The sequence below is a fragment of the Pseudomonas sp. MH9.3 genome (genome assembly GCF_034354675.1).
In the GTDB taxonomy this organism is placed as follows: domain Bacteria; phylum Pseudomonadota; class Gammaproteobacteria; order Pseudomonadales; family Pseudomonadaceae; genus Aquipseudomonas.
Genome location: NZ_CP133785.1, coordinates 2292479 through 2313318 on the forward strand (window position 1 = coordinate 2292479; position 20840 = coordinate 2313318).

A 20840-nucleotide genomic window follows, 5' to 3' on the forward strand; every position below is an offset into this window, starting at 1 on the left:
CATCATCGGAGTCACCATGTCTCACGTTCCTTCACCTCCCCTTGCCCCTCGTGGCGCTGACCTTCAATGGCTCATTGACGGCCGCCTCAGCGCGCCCGCCAGCCGCACCCGCTCTCTCAACAGAGACCTCGATATTCAAAAAACGCTGACGTTCATTACGCTGCATCAAACGCCTCTCGTCACCGTCGAACGAGAGTTGGCCGATGAACTTCACGACTACATCGTGTTTACCACCCACGACGAGGACGACCGAATCCACGTCGATATACGCCCTCAAGATAACGGCCTCATGGTGGTGATCAATAGCGAGCACTTTGTGGTTACCCTGGCCGGGTTGAACCAGTTCGTCGTCTTTCGAACGCAGGGTGGCAACGACTTGATCCACATCGCCGAGAACGTGACGCGGCCGATACTGGTCGACTCGGGGGAAGGTGACGATCATATCTTCGCCGGAGGCGGCTATACGCGCATTTTTGCAGGCCCTGGCAACGATATAATCCTGAATCACCGAGGCCCCGCCTATATCGAAGGGGGCGACGGCGCGGACCAGATTTTCTCCCTCGCAGACGGTGAAATGACCGTCTACGCCGGCGCAGGAGACGACAAGGTTATCGCCGCAAGCGGGCTGGCGTTCATCAATGGCGGCGAAGGCGACGATCAATTAACGGGCGGGAGCGCGCACAACATCCTGACAGGAGGCCCCGGCAACGACTTGATACAGGCAGGCCCCCGCTCAAACGTGCTGTATACCGGCGAAGGGCTGGACGTGGTCACGCAGCTCAAACCAGATGACAAGGTCTTCGCCAACCCCAACAGCGGCCTCGCAGCGGCAGGACAGTTCATCGCACATGGTTTGACGCCCTCGGACACCTCACCCGAGTGCCCTCACCCTCAAGCGCTGGTGACCGATATCCAACCGCTCTCCCTGCAAAACAGCGGCATACGCGTCATCGGCAGCGTGGAATTTCAACAGCGGGTAAACGATGACTTGCAGCTGCTGGCCAACTCGCCCAACGGGCAGCACCTGTTCCGGGCGCTGGATGCCGCCGAACTGCGCAGCGGTACACCCATCAACATTTATGAGCTGCAGGACGAAGCCAATGGCCTGTTCGTGCCCAGCCCTGCTTCGACGCCGCCCTCATTCATTCAGGACAACAGGCCTGGCACGCCCTCCTATGGCGGCGCTGTGTATTACAACCCTTCGTTCATCGGCAATCGAATGAGCAATATCCCGTTGCTCTATCACGAACTGTGCCATGCCTATAACGTCGTCACCGGCACTTCGTTGCAGGGCGCCAGCCTTGACGGTGCAGACGGCAACAAACCGCGCCCGATCATCCCCAATCACGAACTTCAGGCAGTCGGCCTGCCGACAGACGCCATTGCTTTCGATTTCGACAATGACCCGTCCACGCCACCCACCCACACCAACGCCACACCGTTCACCGAAAACGGTATCCGAGAGGAGCTGGGCATGCCGCCGCGCAAGCAATATTCATCTCCACCTATTTGAACGCGGCGGCGCTCTCCGAGATCGGCACGATCAGGATCCCGGCGCGCAGGCCATTCTTCACCTTCGGGTTGGGGAAGATAATGCGCGCGCCCTCCTCCTCGATCACCCAGCGGGTCTTGGCCACGTCTTCGGCCAGCAGGTAGCCTTTGTCCAACTGCGAAAAGTTTTCCACGTCTGCCGGCAGATGCATCAGGAAGGCGTCGCTGTGTTTGATGACCTCACGGGCGACCGCGAACAGTTGCAGGCCGTCCAGGGTCTCGCCCGCAGGCTCCGTGCCCTCGATGATCTGCGTCAGGCGCGTCTCCAGACGCGACACATCAACGCCCTGGTTGTGCCCGAACGGCCGCGCCTTGCCCAACTCCAGGGTAAAGGCCTCGGCATCGAGCTGCTCATAGGTGAACGCGGTAAAGGTGATCGAGGCTTTATTCTGCAGCAGCACCGCTTGCATGCCGGCGGCGCTCAGGCGCGCCAGTTCGCGGCGCGAATGCTGGCGACCTTCTTTCCACGGGTAAAGCGCAAACTGCTCGATCTTCGAACCGCGAATGGCGGTGTGCAGGTCGTAATGCAAGCGCCAGCGGCCCGGCAGGCTGAAAAAGCTGCGGGCCAGTTGCTCGAGCTCGGCGGCGCGGATGGCCTCCGGGCCGATGTTTTGTTCATGCCGACCATTGAACAGCCGGTTAACGTCCAGTTCCAGGTAACGCTCGCCGCGACGCATGGCCTCGGGGTTACCGAACAGAAACAGAATACGGTTACGCGGTTTGATCTCGCCCCGAGCGATGCCATGCAACAGGCGGTCGAGCAGTTCGATCGGCGCGGTTTCGTTGCCATGGATGCCTGACGACAGCAGCAGGTCGCCGCCGGCGTCCAGGGCCTGCGGCGGGCGCACTTCGAGCGCGCCCTCGCTGAGCCAGCGCATCTGCACGCCGTCGACAGTCAGTTGAATTTTTTGCGCCGGTTCACGACCGGCGAGGGTCAGTTCAAGCAGTTTGCCGAGGGCGAGCATACGCAGCTTCCTTAGTGGTTGCAGCCTGGGCCATGGACGTGATCGTCGTCATCGCCGTCGACGTCGGCCGGTTCCATTTCCAGTTGCAGGCTCATCAGGTTGGTGGCCAACGGGCGCATCAGCAGGTTGGCGTACTCGGCGTCGCCCTCTTCCACGTCCACACCGATCAGCAACTGGCCACGGCCATCGTGCTGGATCCAGATCTCCTTGCCCTGCCAGACCACGGCAACGCGCGTGCAGGAGGTTTCCAGCTGGGTGCCGTCGGTGTCTTCAAGGATCAGTTTCAGGGTGTCGGTGGTCATAAATAACTCTCAGCCGTGGATGGGTATTAATTGATCTGGAACGGATAAACCGAGCCCAGTTTAAGGATTTGCGTCAGTTCATCCAGTGCCGTCCGGCACTCAATCAGCAATTGCGGGTCAGCCAGGTCGGTTTCGCGCAGGCTGTCGCGGTAGTGTCTGTCGACCCACTGAGTAAGGGTCTCGTACAGCGGCGCGGTCAGGATAACGCCCGGGTTCACCGCCGCCAGCTCGGTCTCGTTCAATGCCACGCGCAAGCGCAGGCACGCCGGGCCGCCGCCGTTCTGCATGCTTTGCTTGAGGTCGAACACCTTGACTTCGCGGATCACGCCACCGGCGGTGGTGAGGGTTTGCAGGTAACGCCACACGCGCTCGTTGGCACGGCATTCCTGCGGCACGATCAGCAGCATCGAGCCGTCCGGCCGGGTCAGCAACTGGCTGTTGAACAGGTAGGAACGCACCGCGTCCTCGACGCTGACCTCGGCGCGCGGCACACACACCGCCTGAAAATGGCCGCCCAGCCGGGCCAGCTTGCCGTGCAGTTCGGCGAGCACCTGCTCGGTGTTGAGGAATGCATCCTCGTGATAGAACAGCACCTCGCCATTGCCCACCGCGATCACATCGTTGTGGAACACCCCGGCATCGATCACCGCCGGGTTCTGCTGGGCGTAGACCACGCCGTCATCCGCCAGGCCGTGCAGGCGTGCGACGGCCTGGGACGCTTCCAGGGTCTGGCGCGCCGGGTACTTCTGCGGCGCCGGGTAGCGCGGGTCGAAGGCGCTGCGGCCGAACACGAAAAACTCCACACCGGCCTCGCCATAGCTGCGGCAAAAACGCGTGTGGTTGGCCGCGCCTTCGTCGCCGAACTGCGCCACCGCCGGCAAGGCGGCGTGATGGGCGAAGCGCTGCGCGTCGGCGAACATCGCCCCCAGCACGCGGCTGGTGGTGGGGTGTTCGATGCTGCGGTGGTATTTGCAATTGAGGTTGGCGGCGGTGAAGTGCACGCGGCCGTCAATGGTATCGGCGCTCGGGCTGACCGTGGCGGCGTTGGCCACCCACATGCTCGAGGCGGAGCAACTGGCGACCAGCAACGGCATCGCCTGCCTGGCGGCCTGCTCGATGACCTGCGCGTCGCTGCCGCTGAAACCAAGGCTGCGCAAGGCGGCCACATCGGGGCGCTCCTGGGGCGCGAGCACGCCTTGCGCAAAGCCCATGTCCATCAGCGCCTTCATTTTCTGCAGGCCCTGCAACGCCGCTTCCCTGGGGTTGGAATGCTGCTGGCTGTTGCTCTGGGACGCGACGTTGCCGAAGGACAAGCCGCCGTAGTTATGGGTCGGCCCCACTAGACCGTCAAAATTGACTTCACAGGATTTCATCGGCGAGGCTCCACGAACATCTGTTTTTATAGGCTTCAAAAGTCTCAACACACCCCTCCCACAAGGGCTCACACACACTTTCAGAGCAGTGTGATGCCCGGGGTCAGTGCTGCTGGCAACGTCAGACTCGGGGTCTCCAGCGACGCCACCGGATACGCGCAATAATCCGCCGCGTAATACGCACTGGCGCGATGATTGCCCGAGGCGCCTACCCCGCCGAACGGCGCGGTGCTGGCGGCGCCGGTCAGTTGCTTGTTCCAGTTGACGATGCCCGCCCGGCTTTCCAGCCAGAACTGCTGGTAGCGCGCGTCGGAGTCCGACAGCAAGCCTGCGGCCAGGCCGTATTGAGTGTTGTTGGCCTCGACAATCGCCGCCTCGAAATCGGCGTAGCGAATCACCTGCAGCAGCGGGCCGAACAACTCTTCGTCTTCGCGCTCGCTCACGTGCGTCACGTCGATAATGCCCGGGGTGAGCAGCGCGGCCTGGTCCTGGGGTTGAGTCATCTCCAACAGCGCGACCGCGCCATTGGCCAGCATCCATTCCTGCGCGTCCATCAACGCCTTGGCCGCCGCGAGGGAAATCACCGAGCCCATGAACGGTGCCGGTTGCTGGTCGAACGCGCCCACTTCGAGGGTCGCGCAAACCGCCACCAGGCGTGCGAGCAGGGCATCGCCCCAGGCGCCTTGCGGCACCAGCAGGCGGCGCGCGCAGGTGCAGCGCTGGCCGGCCGAGATGAATGCCGACTGGATAATGGTGTACACCGCTGCATCCACATCGGCCACTTCATCGACCACCAGCGGGTTATTGCCGCCCATTTCCAGGGCCAGGATCTTGTCCGGGCGCCCGGAGAACTGCTGGTGCAGGTGATTGCCGGTGCGGCTGGAGCCGGTGAAGAACAACCCGTCGATGCCAGGGTTGGCGGCCAGCGCGATGCCGGTCTCGCGTGCGCCCTGCAGCAGGTTCAGCACGCCCGCTGGCAGGCCGGCGTCGATCCAGCATTGCACGGTCAGCTCGGCGACTTTGGGGGTGAGCTCGCTCGGTTTGAACAGCACGGTATTGCCCGCCAGCAACGCCGGCACGATGTGTCCGTTGGGCAAGTGGCCCGGGAAGTTGTACGGGCCGAACACCGCCACCACGCCGTGGGGTTTGTGACGCAGCACGGCGGTGGCGTCGCCCAGAGGGCCGCTCTTCTCGCCGGTGCGCTCACGGTAGCTTTGCACCGAGATGGCAATCTTGTTGGCCATGCTGGTGACTTCGGTGGCCGACTCCCACAGGGGCTTGCCGGTTTCTTCACCGATGCAGCGGGCGATTTCATCGGCGCGCTTTTTCAGGGTGGCCGCGAAGGCTTCGAGCACGCTGATACGCTCCTCCAGCGAGCGCCGGGCCCAGGCCGGGAACGCCTGGCGCGCGGCCTGCACGGCGGACTCGACCTGCTCCACAGTGGCGCCGTGGCCGGCCCACAGCACCTGCTGGGTCACCGGGTTGCGCGATTCGAACAGCTCTCCCTGGCCAGCCAGCCAGCTTCCTGCGATATACAGCGAATTCATTATTTCGACTCCCGGGCAGCAGACAACGGTACGGCGCGCACTTGATCACCCACCACCAGTTGCAGGCGCTTGGCGGTCAACGGGTCGACTACCAGCGTACCGGCAGCCAGGCGCGCCGGCGCGGCGGTGATGCGGCAGTCTTCGCGCTTGCGGTTATGGATCAGGAACGGCGTGGCGTCGTCCCCCGGCGTGCCGATGGCCAGCACCAGCGCCTGACTGTCGCGCACCGCACGGATCCTGGCGGTTTCACATTCCACTGCCGGGCCGGCGTCGAAAATATCCACGTAGCCCTGATAACTGAAACCCTCGCTCTTGAGCATGCTCAACGCCGGTTCGGTATCGGGGTGCACCTTGCCAATCACGTTGCGCGCGTCTTCGGAAAGAAAGCAGCTGTACAGCGGAAACTTCGGCATCAGTTCGGCAATGAACGCCTTGTTGCCCACGCCGGTGAGGTAGTCGGCCTGGCTGAATTCCATCTTGAAGAAGTGGCGGCCCAGGCTTTCCCAGAACGGCGAGCGTCCGGCGTCGTTGGACACCCCGCGCATCTCGGCGATGATCTTGTTGCCGAACAACTGCGGGAACTCGGCGATAAACAGCATGCGCGCCTTGGCCAGCATGCGGCCGTTGAGGCCGTTGCGGTAATCGGCGTGCAGAAACAGCGAGCACAATTCGGAATTGCCGGTGAGGTCGTTGGCCAGAAACAGCGTCGGGATCTCGCGGTAGATATTCAACTCCTGTGAGGCGCTGACGGTGAGGCCGACACGAAAGTTGTACCAGGGTTCGCGCAGGCCGACGGCACCGGCAATGGCGGAAATGCCCACCACTCGGCCTTCGTCGTTTTCCAGCACGAACAGGTAGTCGGCATCGCCGCGCCCGGCGTCGCCACGAAAGGTCTTTTCGGCCCAGCCTACCCGATGGGTCAAGCGTTCCTCGTTGGCCGGCAAGGTGGTGAGGCCGGTGCCGGTGCTGCGCGCCAGATCAATCAGGGCCGGTAAATCGCTGCTGCGTACGGGACGAACGATCATGCTATCTCCTCGAACGGGCCGCTGTGGTCAGCCACCCGCGAAACTCTCTCTTTAAACCGCAACCAGACGCACACTCGCGCCTTCGCCCACGCCCAACGCTTCAGCCGCTGCCAGGTCGAGGACCACCGGTTTGCCGGGCGCGTAGTCCAGCTCCAGCATCACCGCGCGGTAATCCTGCAACTGCGCGTTGCTCACCAGGTACTGGCGGCCTGCGCCCTTGACCATCTCACCGATCTTCACTGGCACCACGCGGCTCTGGGCAATCGAGCGAATGCCCGAGACTCGTGCATGCAGGGTCGGGCCGCCGTCGAAGATGTCGATGTAATGGTCGGTCTCGAAGCCTTCGCGCATGAGGATGTCGAACGTGATCTGCGCCCGCGGGTGCACCTGGCCCATCGCCTCCTGGGCGGCGTCCGGCAACAGCGGCACGTAGATCGGGTAATGGGGCATCAGTTCGGCGAGAAACGTGCGGCTTTTGAGCCCGCACAGGCGCTCGGCGGCGGCGTAATTGAGGTCGAAGAAGTTGCGGCCAATGGCGTCCCAGAATGGCGAATCACCGTTCTCGTCGCTGTAACCGACGATCTCGGTCACCACCGAGTCGGCAAAGCGCTCGGGGTGGCTGGCGACGAACAGCAGGCGGCCACGGGAATTGAGTTCCGACCACGGCGAACCGACCAGCTCAGGCACCACGTAGAAACTGGTGAGCAGGCTGTTGCCGGTCAGGTCGTGGCATTGGGAAAGCACGTGGATCTTGTTGTGGATCTTCAGCTCGCGGGAGGCGTGCACGAAGGTTTCATTACGGAAACTGTAGAACGGCTCGGAGTAACCGGCCGAGGCAACGATGGCCGAGCAACCGGCGAGCTTGCCGGTGGCCGTGTCTTCGAGCACGAAGAAATAGCTTTCTTCGCCGTTGAAACTCACCTCGGCGGCGAATGAGGCTTCGCTGGCGGCGATCTTGTCGCTCAGGCGTTCCACATCGTCCGGCAGGGAAGTGACACCAATCGGGCTGTCCGCAGCCAGACGCTGTACCTCGCCCAGGTCAGCCATTTGCGCGGGGCGCATCACCAGCATGGGGTCACTCCTTAACTCGAAAAACTCATGGGGAAAATACCGGGAAGCCCGGGTACAACTCAGTTCCAATGTGGGAGGGGGCTTGCTCCCGATAGCGGTGGATCAGTCTCTGATGTATCAACTGACAGACAGCAATCGGGAGCAAGCCCCTCCCACATTGGGTCCGGTCCGGCGGATAGATTTTTATCAGGCCTGGGTCAGCGTTTTTACCGCACGCTCAAAACGATCCAGGCCTTCGTTGATGTCTGCCTCTTCCACCACCAGACTCGGCGCAAAACGCACCACGTCCGGGCCGGCTTGCAGGACCATCAGGTTTTCTTTCTCGGCCGCGTTGAACACGTCCTTGGCCCTGCCCTTGAATGCGTCGCTGAGCACGCAACCGATCAACAGGCCCAGGCCGCGCACCTCGCTGAAAATGCCGTATTGCGTGCCGATCTGCTGCAGGCGCGCCTTGAACTGCTCGTGCTTGGCGTTCACGCCCGCCAACACGTGCGGGGTGTTGATCACGTCGATCACCGCTTCGGCCACCGCGCACGCCAGCGGGTTGCCGCCGTAAGTGGTGCCGTGGGTGCCGACCACCAGGTGCTTGGCCAGCGCTTCGGTGGTGAGCATCGCAGCAATCGGGAAACCGCCGCCCAGGCTCTTGGCGCTGGTGAGGATGTCCGGCGTCACGCCGTAGTGCTGGTAAGCGAACAGGTGGCCGCTGCGGCCCATGCCGGTCTGCACTTCGTCGAACACCAGCAGCGCGTCGTTGGCATCGCACAGTTCGCGCGCGCCTTGCAGGTAAGCCAGCTCGGCCGGCAATACGCCGCCCTCGCCCTGGATCGGTTCGAGCACCACCGCGCAGGTCTTGTCCGACACGGCGGCCTTCAACGCGGCCAGGTCGTTATAAGGAACGTGGGTGATGCCGGTAATTTTAGGCCCGAAGCCATCGGAGTACTTGGACTGGCCACCGACGTTGACGGTGAACAGGGTTCGGCCGTGGAAGCTGTTGAGCGCGGCGATGATCTCGTACTTCTCAGTGCCGAACCGGTCGAACGCCACGCGACGGGCCAGCTTGAACGCGGCCTCGTTGGCTTCGGCGCCGGAGTTGCAGAAGAACACGCGCTCGGCAAAGGTGGCGTCGATCAGCTTGTGCGCCAGGCGCAGGGCCGGCTCGTTGGTGAAGACGTTGGACACATGCCACAGCCGGTTGGCCTGTTCGGTGAGTGCACCGACCAGCGCGGGGTGCGCATGGCCCAACACATTGACCGCGATGCCGCCGGCAAAGTCGATCAGCTCGCGACCGGCCTGGTCCCACACGCGCGAGCCTTGGCCACGCACAGGGATGAAGGCGGCGGGTGCGTAGTTGGGCACCATTACCTGGTCGAAATCGGCACGTTGCACCGGGGCTTGCTCAACGGACATCGGAGTCTCCTGAAGAGGAACGCCCGCCTGAAACTGGCGGACGATGCAGGGATTGTAAGGACAGTTTTCCGGGCGGCCTTGCCGCCAAGCGACAACTTCTTATAGCGCAAACCCCGGTTTTACGCGGGTTTACGCCAATGCGACATATAGCATCGCAATGGCGCAGTTTAAACGGATGAGACGGTTTTTGCGGCAGTGGCGCAGGAATTTTGCGCCTCACACCTCAACCGCGCTCGGACGGCACCGACGACAACTCGAACGGGCTGCTGCTGCGGCGCTGGTTGCGGTCTTCACGGGGGGTGGCGCCGAAGAAGTTGCGGTAGGCGCTGGAGAAGTGCGGCCCCGAGGAAAAGCCGCACGACAGGCCGATCTGGATGATCGACTTGCTGGTTTGCATGAGCATCTGGCGCGCCTTGTTCAGGCGCAATTCCAGGTAATACTGGCTGGGAACACGGTTGAGGTATTGCTTGAAGATCCGTTCCAGTTGTCGTCGCGACACGCACACGTGCTGGGCGATTTCATCGGTGGTCAGCGGTTCTTCGATATTGGCTTCCATCAGCAGTACAGCCTGGGTCAGCTTCGGATGGCTGGAGCCCAAGCGGTTTTGCAGCGGAATACGCTGGCGCTCGCCGCCTTCGCGGATGCGCTCCACCACCAGTTCTTCGGAGACGGCACCGGCCAGCTCAGCGCCGTGGTCGCGGGCCAGCACCGCCAGCAGCAGGTCGAGCACCGACATGCCACCGCAGGCCGTCAGACGGTCGCGGTCCCAGTCGAACAGGTGGCTGGTGGCAATGACCTTGGGGAAGCGCTCGGCAAAGTCGTCCTGCCAGCGCCAGTGCACGGCGGCACGGTAGCCGTCGAGCAGGCCGAGCTGGGCCAGCGGGTACACACCGGCCGACAGGCCACCGATCACGCAGCCGGCGCGCACCAGTTGCTTGAGCGCGCTGCTGAGCTGGGACGCGATGACGGTGGGCGGCTCGTCCGCCAGCAGAAACAATTTCTGAAAGCCTTCGAGCTTGCCCGCCCACGGCTCGCCCGGCAGTTGCCAGGCGCCATGGATCGGCGGCTCGGCGTGCAGAAACGACAGTTCGTAGATCACCTCCGGATGCACCCGCTGAGCAACGCGCAAAGCCTCCTCAGCCAGCGCAAGCGTCAGTGCCTTGGTGCTGGGCCAGATGAGAAAACCAATTTTGTGGGCGGTCATTGAGGCTATCCGAAACAAAGAACGGTAATGAAGACAAGGGCCAATGCTAGCCCGTAAACCAACACAAATCTCAAAAACTGATGAAGATCAATGTGGGAGGGGGCTTGCTCCCGATGGCGGTATGGCAGATACACACGTGTTGACTGACACACTGCTATCGGGAGCAAGCGCCCTCCCACATAAAGCAAAAGCAATTCCAGGCAGTAAGGGCTATTTCAGGCTGCCGGACAGGAACTGCTGCAAGCGCTCGGACTGCGGGTTCACCAGCACTTCGCGCGGGTTGCCGCGCTCCTCGACGATGCCTTTGTGCAGGAACACCAGCTGGTTCGACACCTCACGGGCAAAGCCCATTTCGTGAGTCACCACCACCATGGTGCGGCCTTCCTGGGCCAGGTCCTGCATCACCTTGAGCACATCGCCCACCAGCTCCGGGTCGAGCGCCGAGGTGGGTTCGTCGAACAGCATCACCTCCGGTTCCATCGCCAGGGCGCGGGCAATCGCCACGCGCTGCTGCTCGCCACCGGACATGTGGCCGGGGAAGGCATCCTTGCGATGGCCTACGCCGACCTTGGCCAGGTAGTGCTCGGCCTTTTCGCGGGCGTCTTTTTTCGACACGCCGAGCACATGCACCGGGGCTTCCATCACGTTTTCCAGCGCGGTCATGTGCGACCACAGGTTGAAATGCTGGAACACCATGGACAGGCGCGAACGCATGCGCTGCAACTGTTTGGGGTCGGCGGCGCGCAGGGCGCCGTCCTTGGTGGCCACCAGGTTCAGCTCTTCGTTGTTGAGCAGAATCTTGCCGGCGTGGGGCTGCTCCAGCAGGTTGATGCAGCGCAAAAAGGTGCTTTTGCCTGAACCGCTGGAGCCGATGATGCTGATCACATCACCGGCCGCGGCGGCCAGGGACACGCCCTTGAGCACTTCATGACTGCCATAGCGTTTATGCAGGTCTTGGACTTCAAGCTTGTACATGCGGTCGGTTCTCACAAAAACAGGTGGTCAGTCGTTGAGCAAGCGCCCGTGACGCAGCGCTTCGCGCCCCGCCACCTTGGCCAGCCAGAAACCCGCTTGGGCATAACGCAGCCGTTCAACGGCGAACAACACCCCCGAGGTGCCCGCACAAATGGTGCTGACGCGGTCGTTGACGGGGTCGATCACTTCAAAAATTTCATCGCCGGCGTCTACCCGCTCACCGGCTTTACGCAGGTAACTGATCACCCCGGCGTGGGGCGCGAACAGCAACTCGGTGCCTTCGAAGGGCACGCCCTCGCAGGCCTCGTACTGCGGCGCGGGCCATTCGCCCCTGATCAGCCCCTGCTCGGCGAGAAACGCGAGGATGCCTTCGGCGTGGAAGATGGCTTCGTCACGCCCGGTATCGGCCTGGCCGCCCAGCTCCAGGGTGGTCGCCAGGCACGCCAGCGGGATCTGCGCCTCGGGGAACGCCCGCGACAACCGCAGCCACGGCAACGAACAGGCCTCGTCGAACGAGCTGCCGCCGGAATCTTCCGCCAGCAGACCGACCTTCACATTCAAATGCGCCGCCAGCGAACGCCACTGCGGCCAGTGCTGGGGCAATGCGTACATGTGCAGCGCGGCTTCGGCGTCGCAATGCAGGTCGAGGACGATGTCGGCAGTGCAGGCATGGCTCAGCAGTACGCGCTGCATGCCCTGCAACTGGCTGCCAGGTTCGGGCAAGGCGTTGAGCGCGTCGCTCATGGCCTGGCGAATCAGACGCACATTGGCATGGGGATCATCGCCAAGCCTGCCGTGCAGCAACTGCGTCACCGGCTCGCTGAGTTCGACGAAATCACGGTTGAAATTCTTGCCGCTGCCCACTTCGAAACGGCCCTGGTGGCTGCCTTGCAACAGCTGGCCCAGGCCCATCGGGTTGGCCACCGGCACCAGCTCGATCACCCCGTTGAGGGCGCCTTGCTGTTCCAGTTCGGTGAGACGTTTTTTCAGCTCCCAGGCGGCACGCATGCCGGGCAGTTCATCGGCGTGCAGGCTGGCCTGGATATAGGCCTTGCGCTCGCCGCTGCCAAAGCGAAACACGCTCAGTTGGCGCTCGCAGCCCAGGTGGCCCCAGGGCAACAGGTGATCGATACGTTCCATATCAGTGCTTCCGTGGAGCCAGGTAGCTCAGCCAGCGGCGCTCGGCCAACTTGAACAGGCGCACCAGGATGAAGGTCAGGCACAGGTAGAACACGCCGGCGGTGATGTAGGCTTCGAACGGCAGGTAATACTGCGCGTTCACCGTGCGCGCGGCACCGGTGATGTCGATCAGCGTGACGATGGAGGCCAGGCTCGTGGTCTGCAGCATCATGATCACTTCGTTGCTGTATTGCGGCAGCGCACGGCGCAGGGCCGACGGCAACAGGATGCGGCGGTACAGCTTATAGCGCGACATGCCCATGGCCTTGGCCGCTTCGATCTCGCCATTGGGCGTGGCCTTGAGACTGCCGGCGATGATCTCGGCGGTGTAGGCGCTGGTGTTGATCGCAAAGGCCAGGCACGCGCAGAACGTGGCGCTCGACAGCCACGGCCAGAGAAAGCTTTCACGTACCGCTTCGAACTGGGCCAGGCCGTAGTAGATCAAAAACAGCTGCACCAGCATCGGCGTGCCGCGAATCACATAGGTATAGAGCCAGGCGATGCCGTTGACGATCGGCTGTTTGGACACGCGCATCAGGCCCAGGGGCAAGGCAGCGAGCAGGCCGAAGAACAGCGAAATGGCGAGCAGTTTGAGGGTGGTCAGCAGGCCGCCGAGGTACAGCGGCATGGCCTCCCAGATGACGTTGTAGTCGAAGATCATAGATCGGCCGCCCTTACGCCTACCGAGTAGCGCTTCTCGAGGTAACGCAAGGCCAGCAACGACACGCTGGTGATCACCAGGTACATCGCCGCCACTGCGAGGAAGAAGGTAAAAGGCTCACGGGTGGCGTCGGCCGCCTGTTTGGCCTTGAACATCATGTCTTGCAGGCCCACCACTGAAATCAGCGCGGTGGCCTTGGTGAGCACCAGCCAGTTGTTGGTAAACCCGGGGATCGCCAGCCGAATCATCTGCGGCACCATCACCCGGAAAAACACCTGGAAAGCGCTCATGCCATACGCCAGGCCGGCCTCGGCCTGCCCCTTGGGAATGGCCATGAAGGCGCCGCGGAAAGTTTCCGACAGGTAGGCGCCAAAGATGAAACCCAGGGTGCCGATGCCGGCGGCCATGGGGTTCAAGTCGATATAGTCGTCAAAGCCGAGCATCGGCGCGACGCGGTTGAGCAGGTCCTGACCGCCGTAGAAAATCAGCAGGATCAGCACTAGGTCGGGGATCCCGCGGATCACCGTGGAGTACAAGTCACCCAGCCAGGCCAGCCAGCGCACCGGCGACAGGCGCAGCGCGACCCCGATCAGACCCAGAACAATGGCCAAGGCCATCGACGACAAGGCGAGCTGAAGCGTCAACCATGCGCCATCGAGGATAACGGCCCCGTAGCCTTTCAACATGATTCAGGTCCTCGAAAAGGGGGATGAAAAAATGGCGCAAACTTCAGAATGCTCTGTTGCTTGCGCCATTGGGGACGGACAGCTACGACGGTTTACTTGGTTTCAGGACCGTAAATGTCGAAGTTGAAGTACTTTTTCTCGATGGCCTGGTACTTGCCGTTGGCACGGATCGCGGCAATGGCTGCGTTGATGCGGTCCAGGTTTTCCTTGTCGCCTTTACGTACCGCGATGCCTACGCCGTCGCCGAAGTATTTGACGTCGGTGAAGGCCGGGCCCACGAACGCGTAGCCTTTGCCGGCGTCGGTCTTGAGGAAACCGTCTTCGAGCAGGGTGGCGTCGGCGACGGTGCCGTCGAGGCGACCGGCGGCCACGTCCAGGTAGATTTCGTTCTGGGTGCTGTAACCCTTGATGTCGGCACCTTTTGGCGCCAGCACTTCACGGGCGAAACGGTCGTGGATCGAGCCACGCTGTACGCCGATCTTCTTGCCCTTGAGTTCGTCCAGGCTGTCACTGACGGTGGTGCCTTCCTTCAATACCAGGCGCGCCGGGGTCAGGTAGTAGCGGTTGGTGAAGTCCACGGACTTCTTGCGGTCGTCAGTGATGGACATGGACGACAGAATCGCGTCGATCTTGCGCACTTTCAGCGCAGGGATCAGGCCGTCGAATTCCTGCTCGACCCAGGTGCACTTGACCTGCATCTCTTCGCACAGGGCGTTGCCGATGTCGTAGTCAAAGCCGACGATACTCCCATCCGGCGCCTTGGAAGCAAACGGAGGATAAGCCGCTTCGATACCAATTTTCAGAGGCTTGCCTTCAGCGAAAGCCTGCATCGACAACACGGACAGCGCCAGGGCGCCCAACAGCACGAGTTTCTTCATCATGGGACTCCATCGGTATAGGGCAAAACAGCAGTATGAGCCATGGCCCACGATGCGGCGAATAGCGGCGCTGCGTCCGTGCTCAGGCACAGCCTGCGACGACGAGCGAGTGATCGGCATTCTAACGACAGGCCGGAAGCCGATATTTCTTCAATGCGACAACAATTTACAGAAGCACTGAGAAAGCGGTTCCAGCACATTGACAGCCTCTGATTTTTATGCAGAGACAAAAGATATTAAACCTGTTGATGCTGCAAATTGCGGGCCTATTATTCGCAAACCCTTCTGGCACGGCAAGTGTGGTGTTAAATCTTATTTCAAAGGGGGATGGGGGTGCGGCTTTTTGGAGCGAGGGTGTAGGGGGATGCCTCAGGTTTGGGCGGCAGGTTACACATTTGCGCCGGGCGGTAACGCCAGGAAGTCGGTCACTGCAGAAGTGGATATTTATTGGTAATAGAGATTGGCCCTGCAAATGTGACTCAAAAAAATGTGGGAGGGGGTTGCTGCCGAGGGCGGTGTGTCAGCCACAGAGGTTTGACTGATACGCCGCCATCGGGAGCAAGCCCCTCCCACATTGGAGTTTCTGTGTTGGCCGAGCCTTACGCGGCGTTCATGGTCTTGTGCGTTTCGATCAATTGCGCCACCACACCCGGATCAGCCAGGGTGGAGATGTCGCCCAGCCCGTCGTACTCAGCCGTGGCAATCTTGCGCAGGATGCGCCGCATGATTTTCCCCGAACGCGTCTTCGGCAAGCCCGGCGCCCACTGGATCACGTCCGGCGAGGCAATCGGGCCGATCTCTTTGCGCACCCAGTTCTTCAGCTCCAGGCGCAGCGCTTCGTTCGGCTCTTCGCCATTTTTAAGGGTGACGTACACATAGATGCCCTGCCCCTTGATGTCGTGCGGCACGCCCACCACCGCCGCTTCCGCGACTTTCGGGTGCGCCACCATGGCACTTTCAATCTCCGCCGTGCCCATGCGGTGGCCGGACACGTTCAGCACGTCGTCCACCCGCCCGGTGATCCAGTAGTAGCCGTCCTCGTCACGCCGCGCACCGTCACCGGTGAAGTACATGCCACGGAAGGTCTTGAAGTAGGTGTCCACAAACCGGTCATGGTCGCCAAACAGCGTACGCGCCTGGCCCGGCCAGGAATCGAGGATCACCAGGTTGCCTTCGGCGGCGCCTTCAATCAGGTTGCCCAGGTTATCCACCAACGCCGGCACCACGCCAAAGAACGGCCGCGCCGCCGAACCCGGCTTGAGCGCATGGGCGCCCGGCAGCGGGCTCATCATGTTGCCGCCGGTTTCGGTCTGCCACCAGGTGTCGACAATCGGGCAACGGGATTGGCCGACGTTCTTGTAGTACCAGTCCCACGCTTCCGGGTTGATCGGCTCCCCCACCGAACCGAGCAGACGCAGGCTGCTGCCGTCGGCGCCTTCGCAGGCAGCGGTGCCCGAGGCCATCATTGCGCGGATTGCGGTCGGTGCGGTGTAGAGGATATTGACCTTGTGCTTGTCGACGATCTTCGCCACCCGGGTGATGTCCGGGTAGTTCGGCACGCCTTCGAACAGCAAGGTAGTCGCGCCATTGGCCAGCGGGCCGTAGACGATGTAGGTGTGGCCGGTGACCCAGCCGACGTCGGCGGTGCACCAGTAGATTTCGCCCGGACGGTAGTCGAACACGCGCTCATGGGTGAGCGCCGCGTACAACAGGTAGCCGCCGGTGGTGTGCTGCACGCCCTTGGGCTTGCCGGTGGAGCCGGAGGTATAAAGGATGAACAGCGCTTCTTCAGCGCCCATCTCTTTGGGCGCACACACGGTGCCGGCCACTTTCATCAGGTCTTCGTACCAGATGTCGCGATGCTGGTTCCACTTGATCGCGCCATTGGTGCGCTTGCACACGATGACCTTCTGGATGCTGCTGGTTTCCGGGTTGGTCAGCGCGTCGTCGACGTTGGCCTTGAGCGGAATCTTCTTACCGGCTCGGATGCCTTCGTCGGCGGTGATCACCACTTTCGACTTACAGTCGATGATGCGACCGGCCAGGGCTTCCGGGGAAAAACCACCGAACACCACCGAGTGGATCGCGCCGATGCGGGTACAGGCCAGCATGGCGACCACGGCTTCGGGGATCATCGGCATGTAGATGGTCACCACGTCGCCACGGTGCACGTCCTGGCCACGCAGGGCGTTGGCGAACTTGCAGACCTGCTCATGCAGCTCGCGGTAAGTGATGTTGCGGCTCTCGGCAGGGTCATCGCCCTCCCAGATGATCGCGATCTGGTCGCCACGCTCGGCGAGGTGACGGTCCAGGCAATTGTAGGAAACGTTCAAGGTGCCATCGGCGAACCACTTGATGTCGACATGGTGATCGTCGAACGAAGTCTGCTTCACCGTGGTGAAAGGCTTGATCCAGTCCAGACGCTGGGCTTGCTCGCGCCAGAAGCCATCGGGATTGACCACCGACTGCTGGTACATCGCCTTGTAGGTCGCCTCGTCGGTCAGCGTGTTGGCTGCTACTTCGGGACGAACGGGGTACAGGGAAGCCGCACTCATCTTTCTTACCTCGGTGACATAGTTGTTGTTGTATGGCCCCGTTGTAGCCGGGCCAGACCTATAGAACCATTCGACGATGGTAGTAACAAGACCCTACAAATTGCCCCGCCATAGCCCTTGCTGCTCTGGCCCGCGCCCCGTGGCGCTTTGCGACGTACTGAAAAAACCCTGGCCGGCCGATTGTTACAAAAACCACCAAAAGTGTTTATCAAAAGCACGGGTATATGAACAACGCCCGCACGCCTAAAATCAACTCCGCCAACAAGGCACCGCGATTAACAACGCAACAGCCCCCACCCAGGCCACGTTAATCCGAACGTCCCAACTCTCAAGTGACACGCGTGGCCTCACAAGGGCCTCGTGACCCCTCTCGCCCTGAAAAAGGTAGACAGACCCGATGAAAGCTTTATTGATAATGACCCTCAGCAGCCTGTGCGCCACCGCCGCCCTGGCCGACGAGGCCCCCACCGAACTGGCCGGCCGCGACGCGCCGATTGTTGAAGATTACAGCTACAGCACCCACCTCGATGTCGCCAAGGTGGTGCACATGAGCAACGTTCCCGATGTATGCCGCGTGGTACCGGTGCAAATGGAATATGACGATTCCCAGGGTCAGCGGCATATTCTCAAGTACCACGTGATGGGCGGCGGTTGCTCCAACGGATAAGCGGATTCTTGCTCGCCGCAGGACATTGCTCTTGCGGCCAAGAGCCATTTGCTGACTGGAATGCGATTCAGGCGCTGCCCCCAATCCCATTGTGGGAGCGGGCTTGCTCGCGAAGGCGATAGCCGCCACACCACCACAATCCTCGCCAAATACCCTCCCCCCGGCATCAACAAACCACCCCACCACCCCTCAAAAATTTCCAGCCTCGCTAACCCCCTGTAAATCCTCGCCTTAGCCCAAATACCCGCCTGCCTGCGCCCCCACCGTGACCATCCGCCACAACACAAAGCCGATTTTTTCCCTATAATGCGCGGGTAAATCGGGCCTGCAATATCCCTTTACACAGGGACGAAGAGCCAGACCTGAGGCATCGCCAGGGCAAGCACCTGCACCTGCACCTGCGCCCCTCAAGCCTCACGCAGCACCCGTTAGCCCATTCCGTTTTTTTGCCTGCGCGAGCTGTTGCAACAAACGATTCCTTAAGATCCACCGCGGCCCGAGGGCCGTGTGAACACCCAACCATCCGGTTTCACACGGGCACCTTTGCGCCCTCACGCAGGAGACGACACGTCATGCTGAGCTGGGACGAATTCGACAAAGAAGAAGACGGCGAAGTCGCCACCAAAGGCGCCAATGCCGGCCACGCCACCGAAGCCAACATGGACCGCCTCGACGGTGCCGGCGCCGCAGCCGCCATCGAAGCCCGCGCCGTTACCGCCAGTGACTCCGCCGCCATCGTGCGCGCCAAGGCAGCGCTGGACAAACTCGACGTCGCCGAAGGCCTCGCCGAACTCGAAGGCTCGGCCGCCCGCGTCGCCGTCGACGAAAAGCGCATGATCAACTGCCGCGCCGACCTCAACCAGCTCGTGCCTTTCAAATACGACTGGGCCTGGCAAAAGTACCTCGACGGCTGCGCCAACCACTGGATGCCGCAAGAGGTCAACATGACCGCCGACATCGCCCTGTGGAAAACCCCCGAAGGCCTCACCGACGACGAACGCCGCATCGTCATGCGCAACCTCGGCTTCTTCTCCACCGCTGACTCGCTGGTCGCCAACAACCTGGTGCTGGCCGTGTACCGCCTGATCACCAACCCGGAATGCCGCCAGTACATCCTGCGCCAGGCCTTCGAAGAAGCGATCCACACCCACGCCTACCAATACTGCATCGAATCCCTGGCCATGGATGAAGGCGAGATTTTCAACATGTACCACGAGATTCCATCGGTCGCTAAAAAAGCAGCCTGGGGCCTCAAGTACACCCGCTCGATCTCCGATCCGAAGTTCGAAACCGGCACCGTCGACACCGACAAAGAGCTGCTGCGCAACCTGGTCGCCTACTACTGCGTATTGGAAGGCATCTTCTTCTACTGCGGCTTCACCCAGATCCTGTCCATGGGCCGCCGCAACAAAATGACCGGCGTGGCCGAGCAGTTCCAGTACATCCTGCGCGATGAGTCGATGCACCTGAACTTCGGTATCGACGTGATCAACCAGATCAAAATCGAAAACCCGCATTTGTGGGACGCCGAGATGAAGGAAGAAGCGACCCAGATGATTCTGCAGGGGACGCAGCTGGAGATTGAATACGCGCGGGATACCATGCCGCGTGGGGTGCTGGGGATGAATGCGGCGATGATGGAGGATTACCTCAAGTTCATCGCTAACCGCCGTCTGTCGCAGATCGGCTTGAAGGAAGAGTATCCAGGGACTACTAACCCGTTTCCGTGGATGAGCGAAATCATGGATTTGAAGAAAGAGAAAAACTTCTTCGAAACCCGCGTGATTGAGTATCAGACGGGTGGGGCGTTGAGCTGGGATTGATTCCTTAGCCAAGCAACACTATGAGCCCTGATCAACTCAGGGCTTTTTTATGCCCGATGAATTCTCCCGCAAACACGTCATGGTGGCGAAAGCTCATTCAACCTTTCCGAACGAAGCAGCGAATTTACTAACGACGACGACCACCGATCCCGTCCAGCTTGTAGGAAATTTCCTAGACGCAATAATGGCTACTCAGTATCGTCCGAGGGTTTTCTACCCTCGGCGGCTGTATGGATAGTACGAAAGACAAAACGGATTGGAGCGACGCGGAGCTGGCAGCGGCGGTCGAGGCTTATCTAAAGATGTGGACCTGGGAAAAGACCGGGCAACCCTTCAACAAAGCCCTCGAGAACCGTCTTCTGCGCGAGGGCCCGGTTGCCGGTCGCGCAAAAGGCTCCATCGAATTCCGTATGCAAAACATCTCCACCGTACTCGTCCAAATGGGTTGGGACCGTATCGAAGGCTATAAGCCAGCCAAAAACGTAGGCTCAGGCGTAGAGCAGCGCATCCGTCATGCCCTCGCTGCACAGGGTATCTTTGAGTCCGAAGACGCTGCCCAAACCGCCGATGAGCAAACACTTATCCGCCGCGCCTGCAAACTTCAGCAACAACCGTTCCCAAAACTACCGGACGGCATCGTCCAACCGCAGAAAGTGTCCACCGTCAGCGCAGCCTTTGTGCGTGACCCAAAGGTTCGCGCTTGGGTACTGAAGCAAGCCAACGGAATCTGCGAAGGCTGCGGTTCAAATGCGCCTTTCGAGGTCGACGGCCAGCCATTTCTTGAAGTACATCACGTCAAGCACCTCGCCCAGAAGGGTTCGGATCGCATCTCCAATGCTGTAGCCTTGTGCCCCAATTGCCATCAGCGTTGTCACCGGTCGAGCGACCGGGATGCTTTCACTGAAGCGCTTTACGCCAAAGTCGGAAGATTGGCACGGGAGTAAACTCCTGCGGTCACACCTGATGCACGT

General features: G+C 61.4%; 18 protein-coding genes. 4 read left to right on the forward strand and 14 right to left on the reverse strand.

The window, feature by feature from the left end:
- Positions 1–16 precede the first annotated feature (16 nt).
- Positions 17–1513, forward strand: coding sequence for a M91 family zinc metallopeptidase (locus RHM60_RS09915; RefSeq protein WP_322214313.1), 1497 nt, complete (start codon positions 17–19; stop codon positions 1511–1513).
- Here the strand turns inward: RHM60_RS09915 and astE are convergent.
- From astE to acs, 14 genes are all read right to left on the reverse strand, one after another.
- Complete coding sequence (gene astE / locus RHM60_RS09920) at positions 1506–2516, reverse strand: succinylglutamate desuccinylase (RefSeq protein ID WP_209984008.1); 1011 nt, start codon at positions 2514–2516, stop codon at positions 1506–1508. The two genes, RHM60_RS09915 and astE, sit on opposite strands and share 8 nt — an antisense overlap.
- A gap of 11 nt (positions 2517–2527) precedes the next feature.
- Positions 2528–2818 carry a hypothetical protein gene (locus RHM60_RS09925; protein WP_060757326.1) on the reverse strand — a complete coding sequence of 97 codons (291 nt, stop codon included), beginning with the start codon at positions 2816–2818 and terminating at the stop codon, positions 2528–2530.
- A 26-nt stretch (positions 2819–2844) separates the two neighbouring features.
- On the reverse strand, positions 2845–4191 hold the full coding sequence (gene astB / locus RHM60_RS09930; RefSeq protein WP_322214314.1) for an N-succinylarginine dihydrolase: 1347 nt from the start codon (positions 4189–4191) through the stop codon (positions 2845–2847).
- A gap of 80 nt (positions 4192–4271) precedes the next feature.
- Complete coding sequence (gene astD, locus RHM60_RS09935; RefSeq protein ID WP_322214592.1) at positions 4272–5741, reverse strand: succinylglutamate-semialdehyde dehydrogenase; 1470 nt, start codon at positions 5739–5741, stop codon at positions 4272–4274.
- Positions 5738–6763, reverse strand: coding sequence for an arginine N-succinyltransferase (gene astA / locus RHM60_RS09940; RefSeq protein WP_209984012.1), 1026 nt, complete (start codon positions 6761–6763; stop codon positions 5738–5740). Before astA ends, astD begins: the two co-directional genes overlap by 4 nt.
- Before the next feature lie 51 nt (positions 6764–6814).
- Positions 6815–7834: an arginine/ornithine succinyltransferase subunit alpha gene (aruF, locus tag RHM60_RS09945; protein WP_209984015.1), complete on the reverse strand. Its 1020-nt coding sequence runs from the start codon at positions 7832–7834 to the stop codon at positions 6815–6817.
- Between the two features lie 186 nt (positions 7835–8020).
- Entirely contained in the window at positions 8021–9241 is a 1221-nt protein-coding gene (locus tag RHM60_RS09950; protein ID WP_209984016.1) for an aspartate aminotransferase family protein, read from the reverse strand.
- A 223-nt stretch (positions 9242–9464) separates the two neighbouring features.
- Positions 9465–10445: a GlxA family transcriptional regulator gene (locus RHM60_RS09955; protein WP_057010051.1), complete on the reverse strand. Its 981-nt coding sequence runs from the start codon at positions 10443–10445 to the stop codon at positions 9465–9467.
- A 210-nt stretch (positions 10446–10655) separates the two neighbouring features.
- Entirely contained in the window at positions 10656–11420 is a 765-nt protein-coding gene (locus tag RHM60_RS09960; protein WP_231422917.1) for an ABC transporter ATP-binding protein, read from the reverse strand.
- A 27-nt stretch (positions 11421–11447) separates the two neighbouring features.
- Positions 11448–12560 carry a succinylglutamate desuccinylase/aspartoacylase family protein gene (locus RHM60_RS09965; protein ID WP_322214315.1) on the reverse strand — a complete coding sequence of 371 codons (1113 nt, stop codon included), beginning with the start codon at positions 12558–12560 and terminating at the stop codon, positions 11448–11450.
- A gap of 1 nt (position 12561) precedes the next feature.
- Complete coding sequence (locus tag RHM60_RS09970; protein WP_060549693.1) at positions 12562–13260, reverse strand: ABC transporter permease; 699 nt, start codon at positions 13258–13260, stop codon at positions 12562–12564.
- Positions 13257–13946: an ABC transporter permease gene (locus tag RHM60_RS09975; protein ID WP_057010047.1), complete on the reverse strand. Its 690-nt coding sequence runs from the start codon at positions 13944–13946 to the stop codon at positions 13257–13259. Before RHM60_RS09975 ends, RHM60_RS09970 begins: the two co-directional genes overlap by 4 nt.
- 92 nt (positions 13947–14038) lie before the next feature.
- Positions 14039–14824 (reverse strand): ABC transporter substrate-binding protein, encoded by a 786-nt coding sequence (locus tag RHM60_RS09980; protein ID WP_003233533.1) that lies wholly within the window; start codon positions 14822–14824, stop codon positions 14039–14041.
- Positions 14825–15423: 599 nt separating this feature from the next.
- Positions 15424–17379, reverse strand: coding sequence for an acetate--CoA ligase (acs, locus tag RHM60_RS09985; protein ID WP_209984025.1), 1956 nt, complete (start codon positions 17377–17379; stop codon positions 15424–15426).
- A gap of 397 nt (positions 17380–17776) precedes the next feature.
- On the opposite strand from acs, the gene RHM60_RS09990 reads away from it, so the two are divergent.
- From RHM60_RS09990 to RHM60_RS10000, 3 genes are all read left to right on the forward strand, one after another.
- Positions 17777–18046 (forward strand): DUF2790 domain-containing protein, encoded by a 270-nt coding sequence (locus RHM60_RS09990; RefSeq protein WP_231422915.1) that lies wholly within the window; start codon positions 17777–17779, stop codon positions 18044–18046.
- A 572-nt stretch (positions 18047–18618) separates the two neighbouring features.
- Positions 18619–19869, forward strand: a complete 1251-nt coding sequence (locus RHM60_RS09995) for a ribonucleotide-diphosphate reductase subunit beta (protein ID WP_209984029.1) — start codon at positions 18619–18621, stop codon at positions 19867–19869.
- Between the two features lie 230 nt (positions 19870–20099).
- Positions 20100–20813 (forward strand): HNH endonuclease, encoded by a 714-nt coding sequence (locus RHM60_RS10000; RefSeq protein WP_322214316.1) that lies wholly within the window; start codon positions 20100–20102, stop codon positions 20811–20813.
- Positions 20814–20840 lie beyond the last annotated feature (27 nt).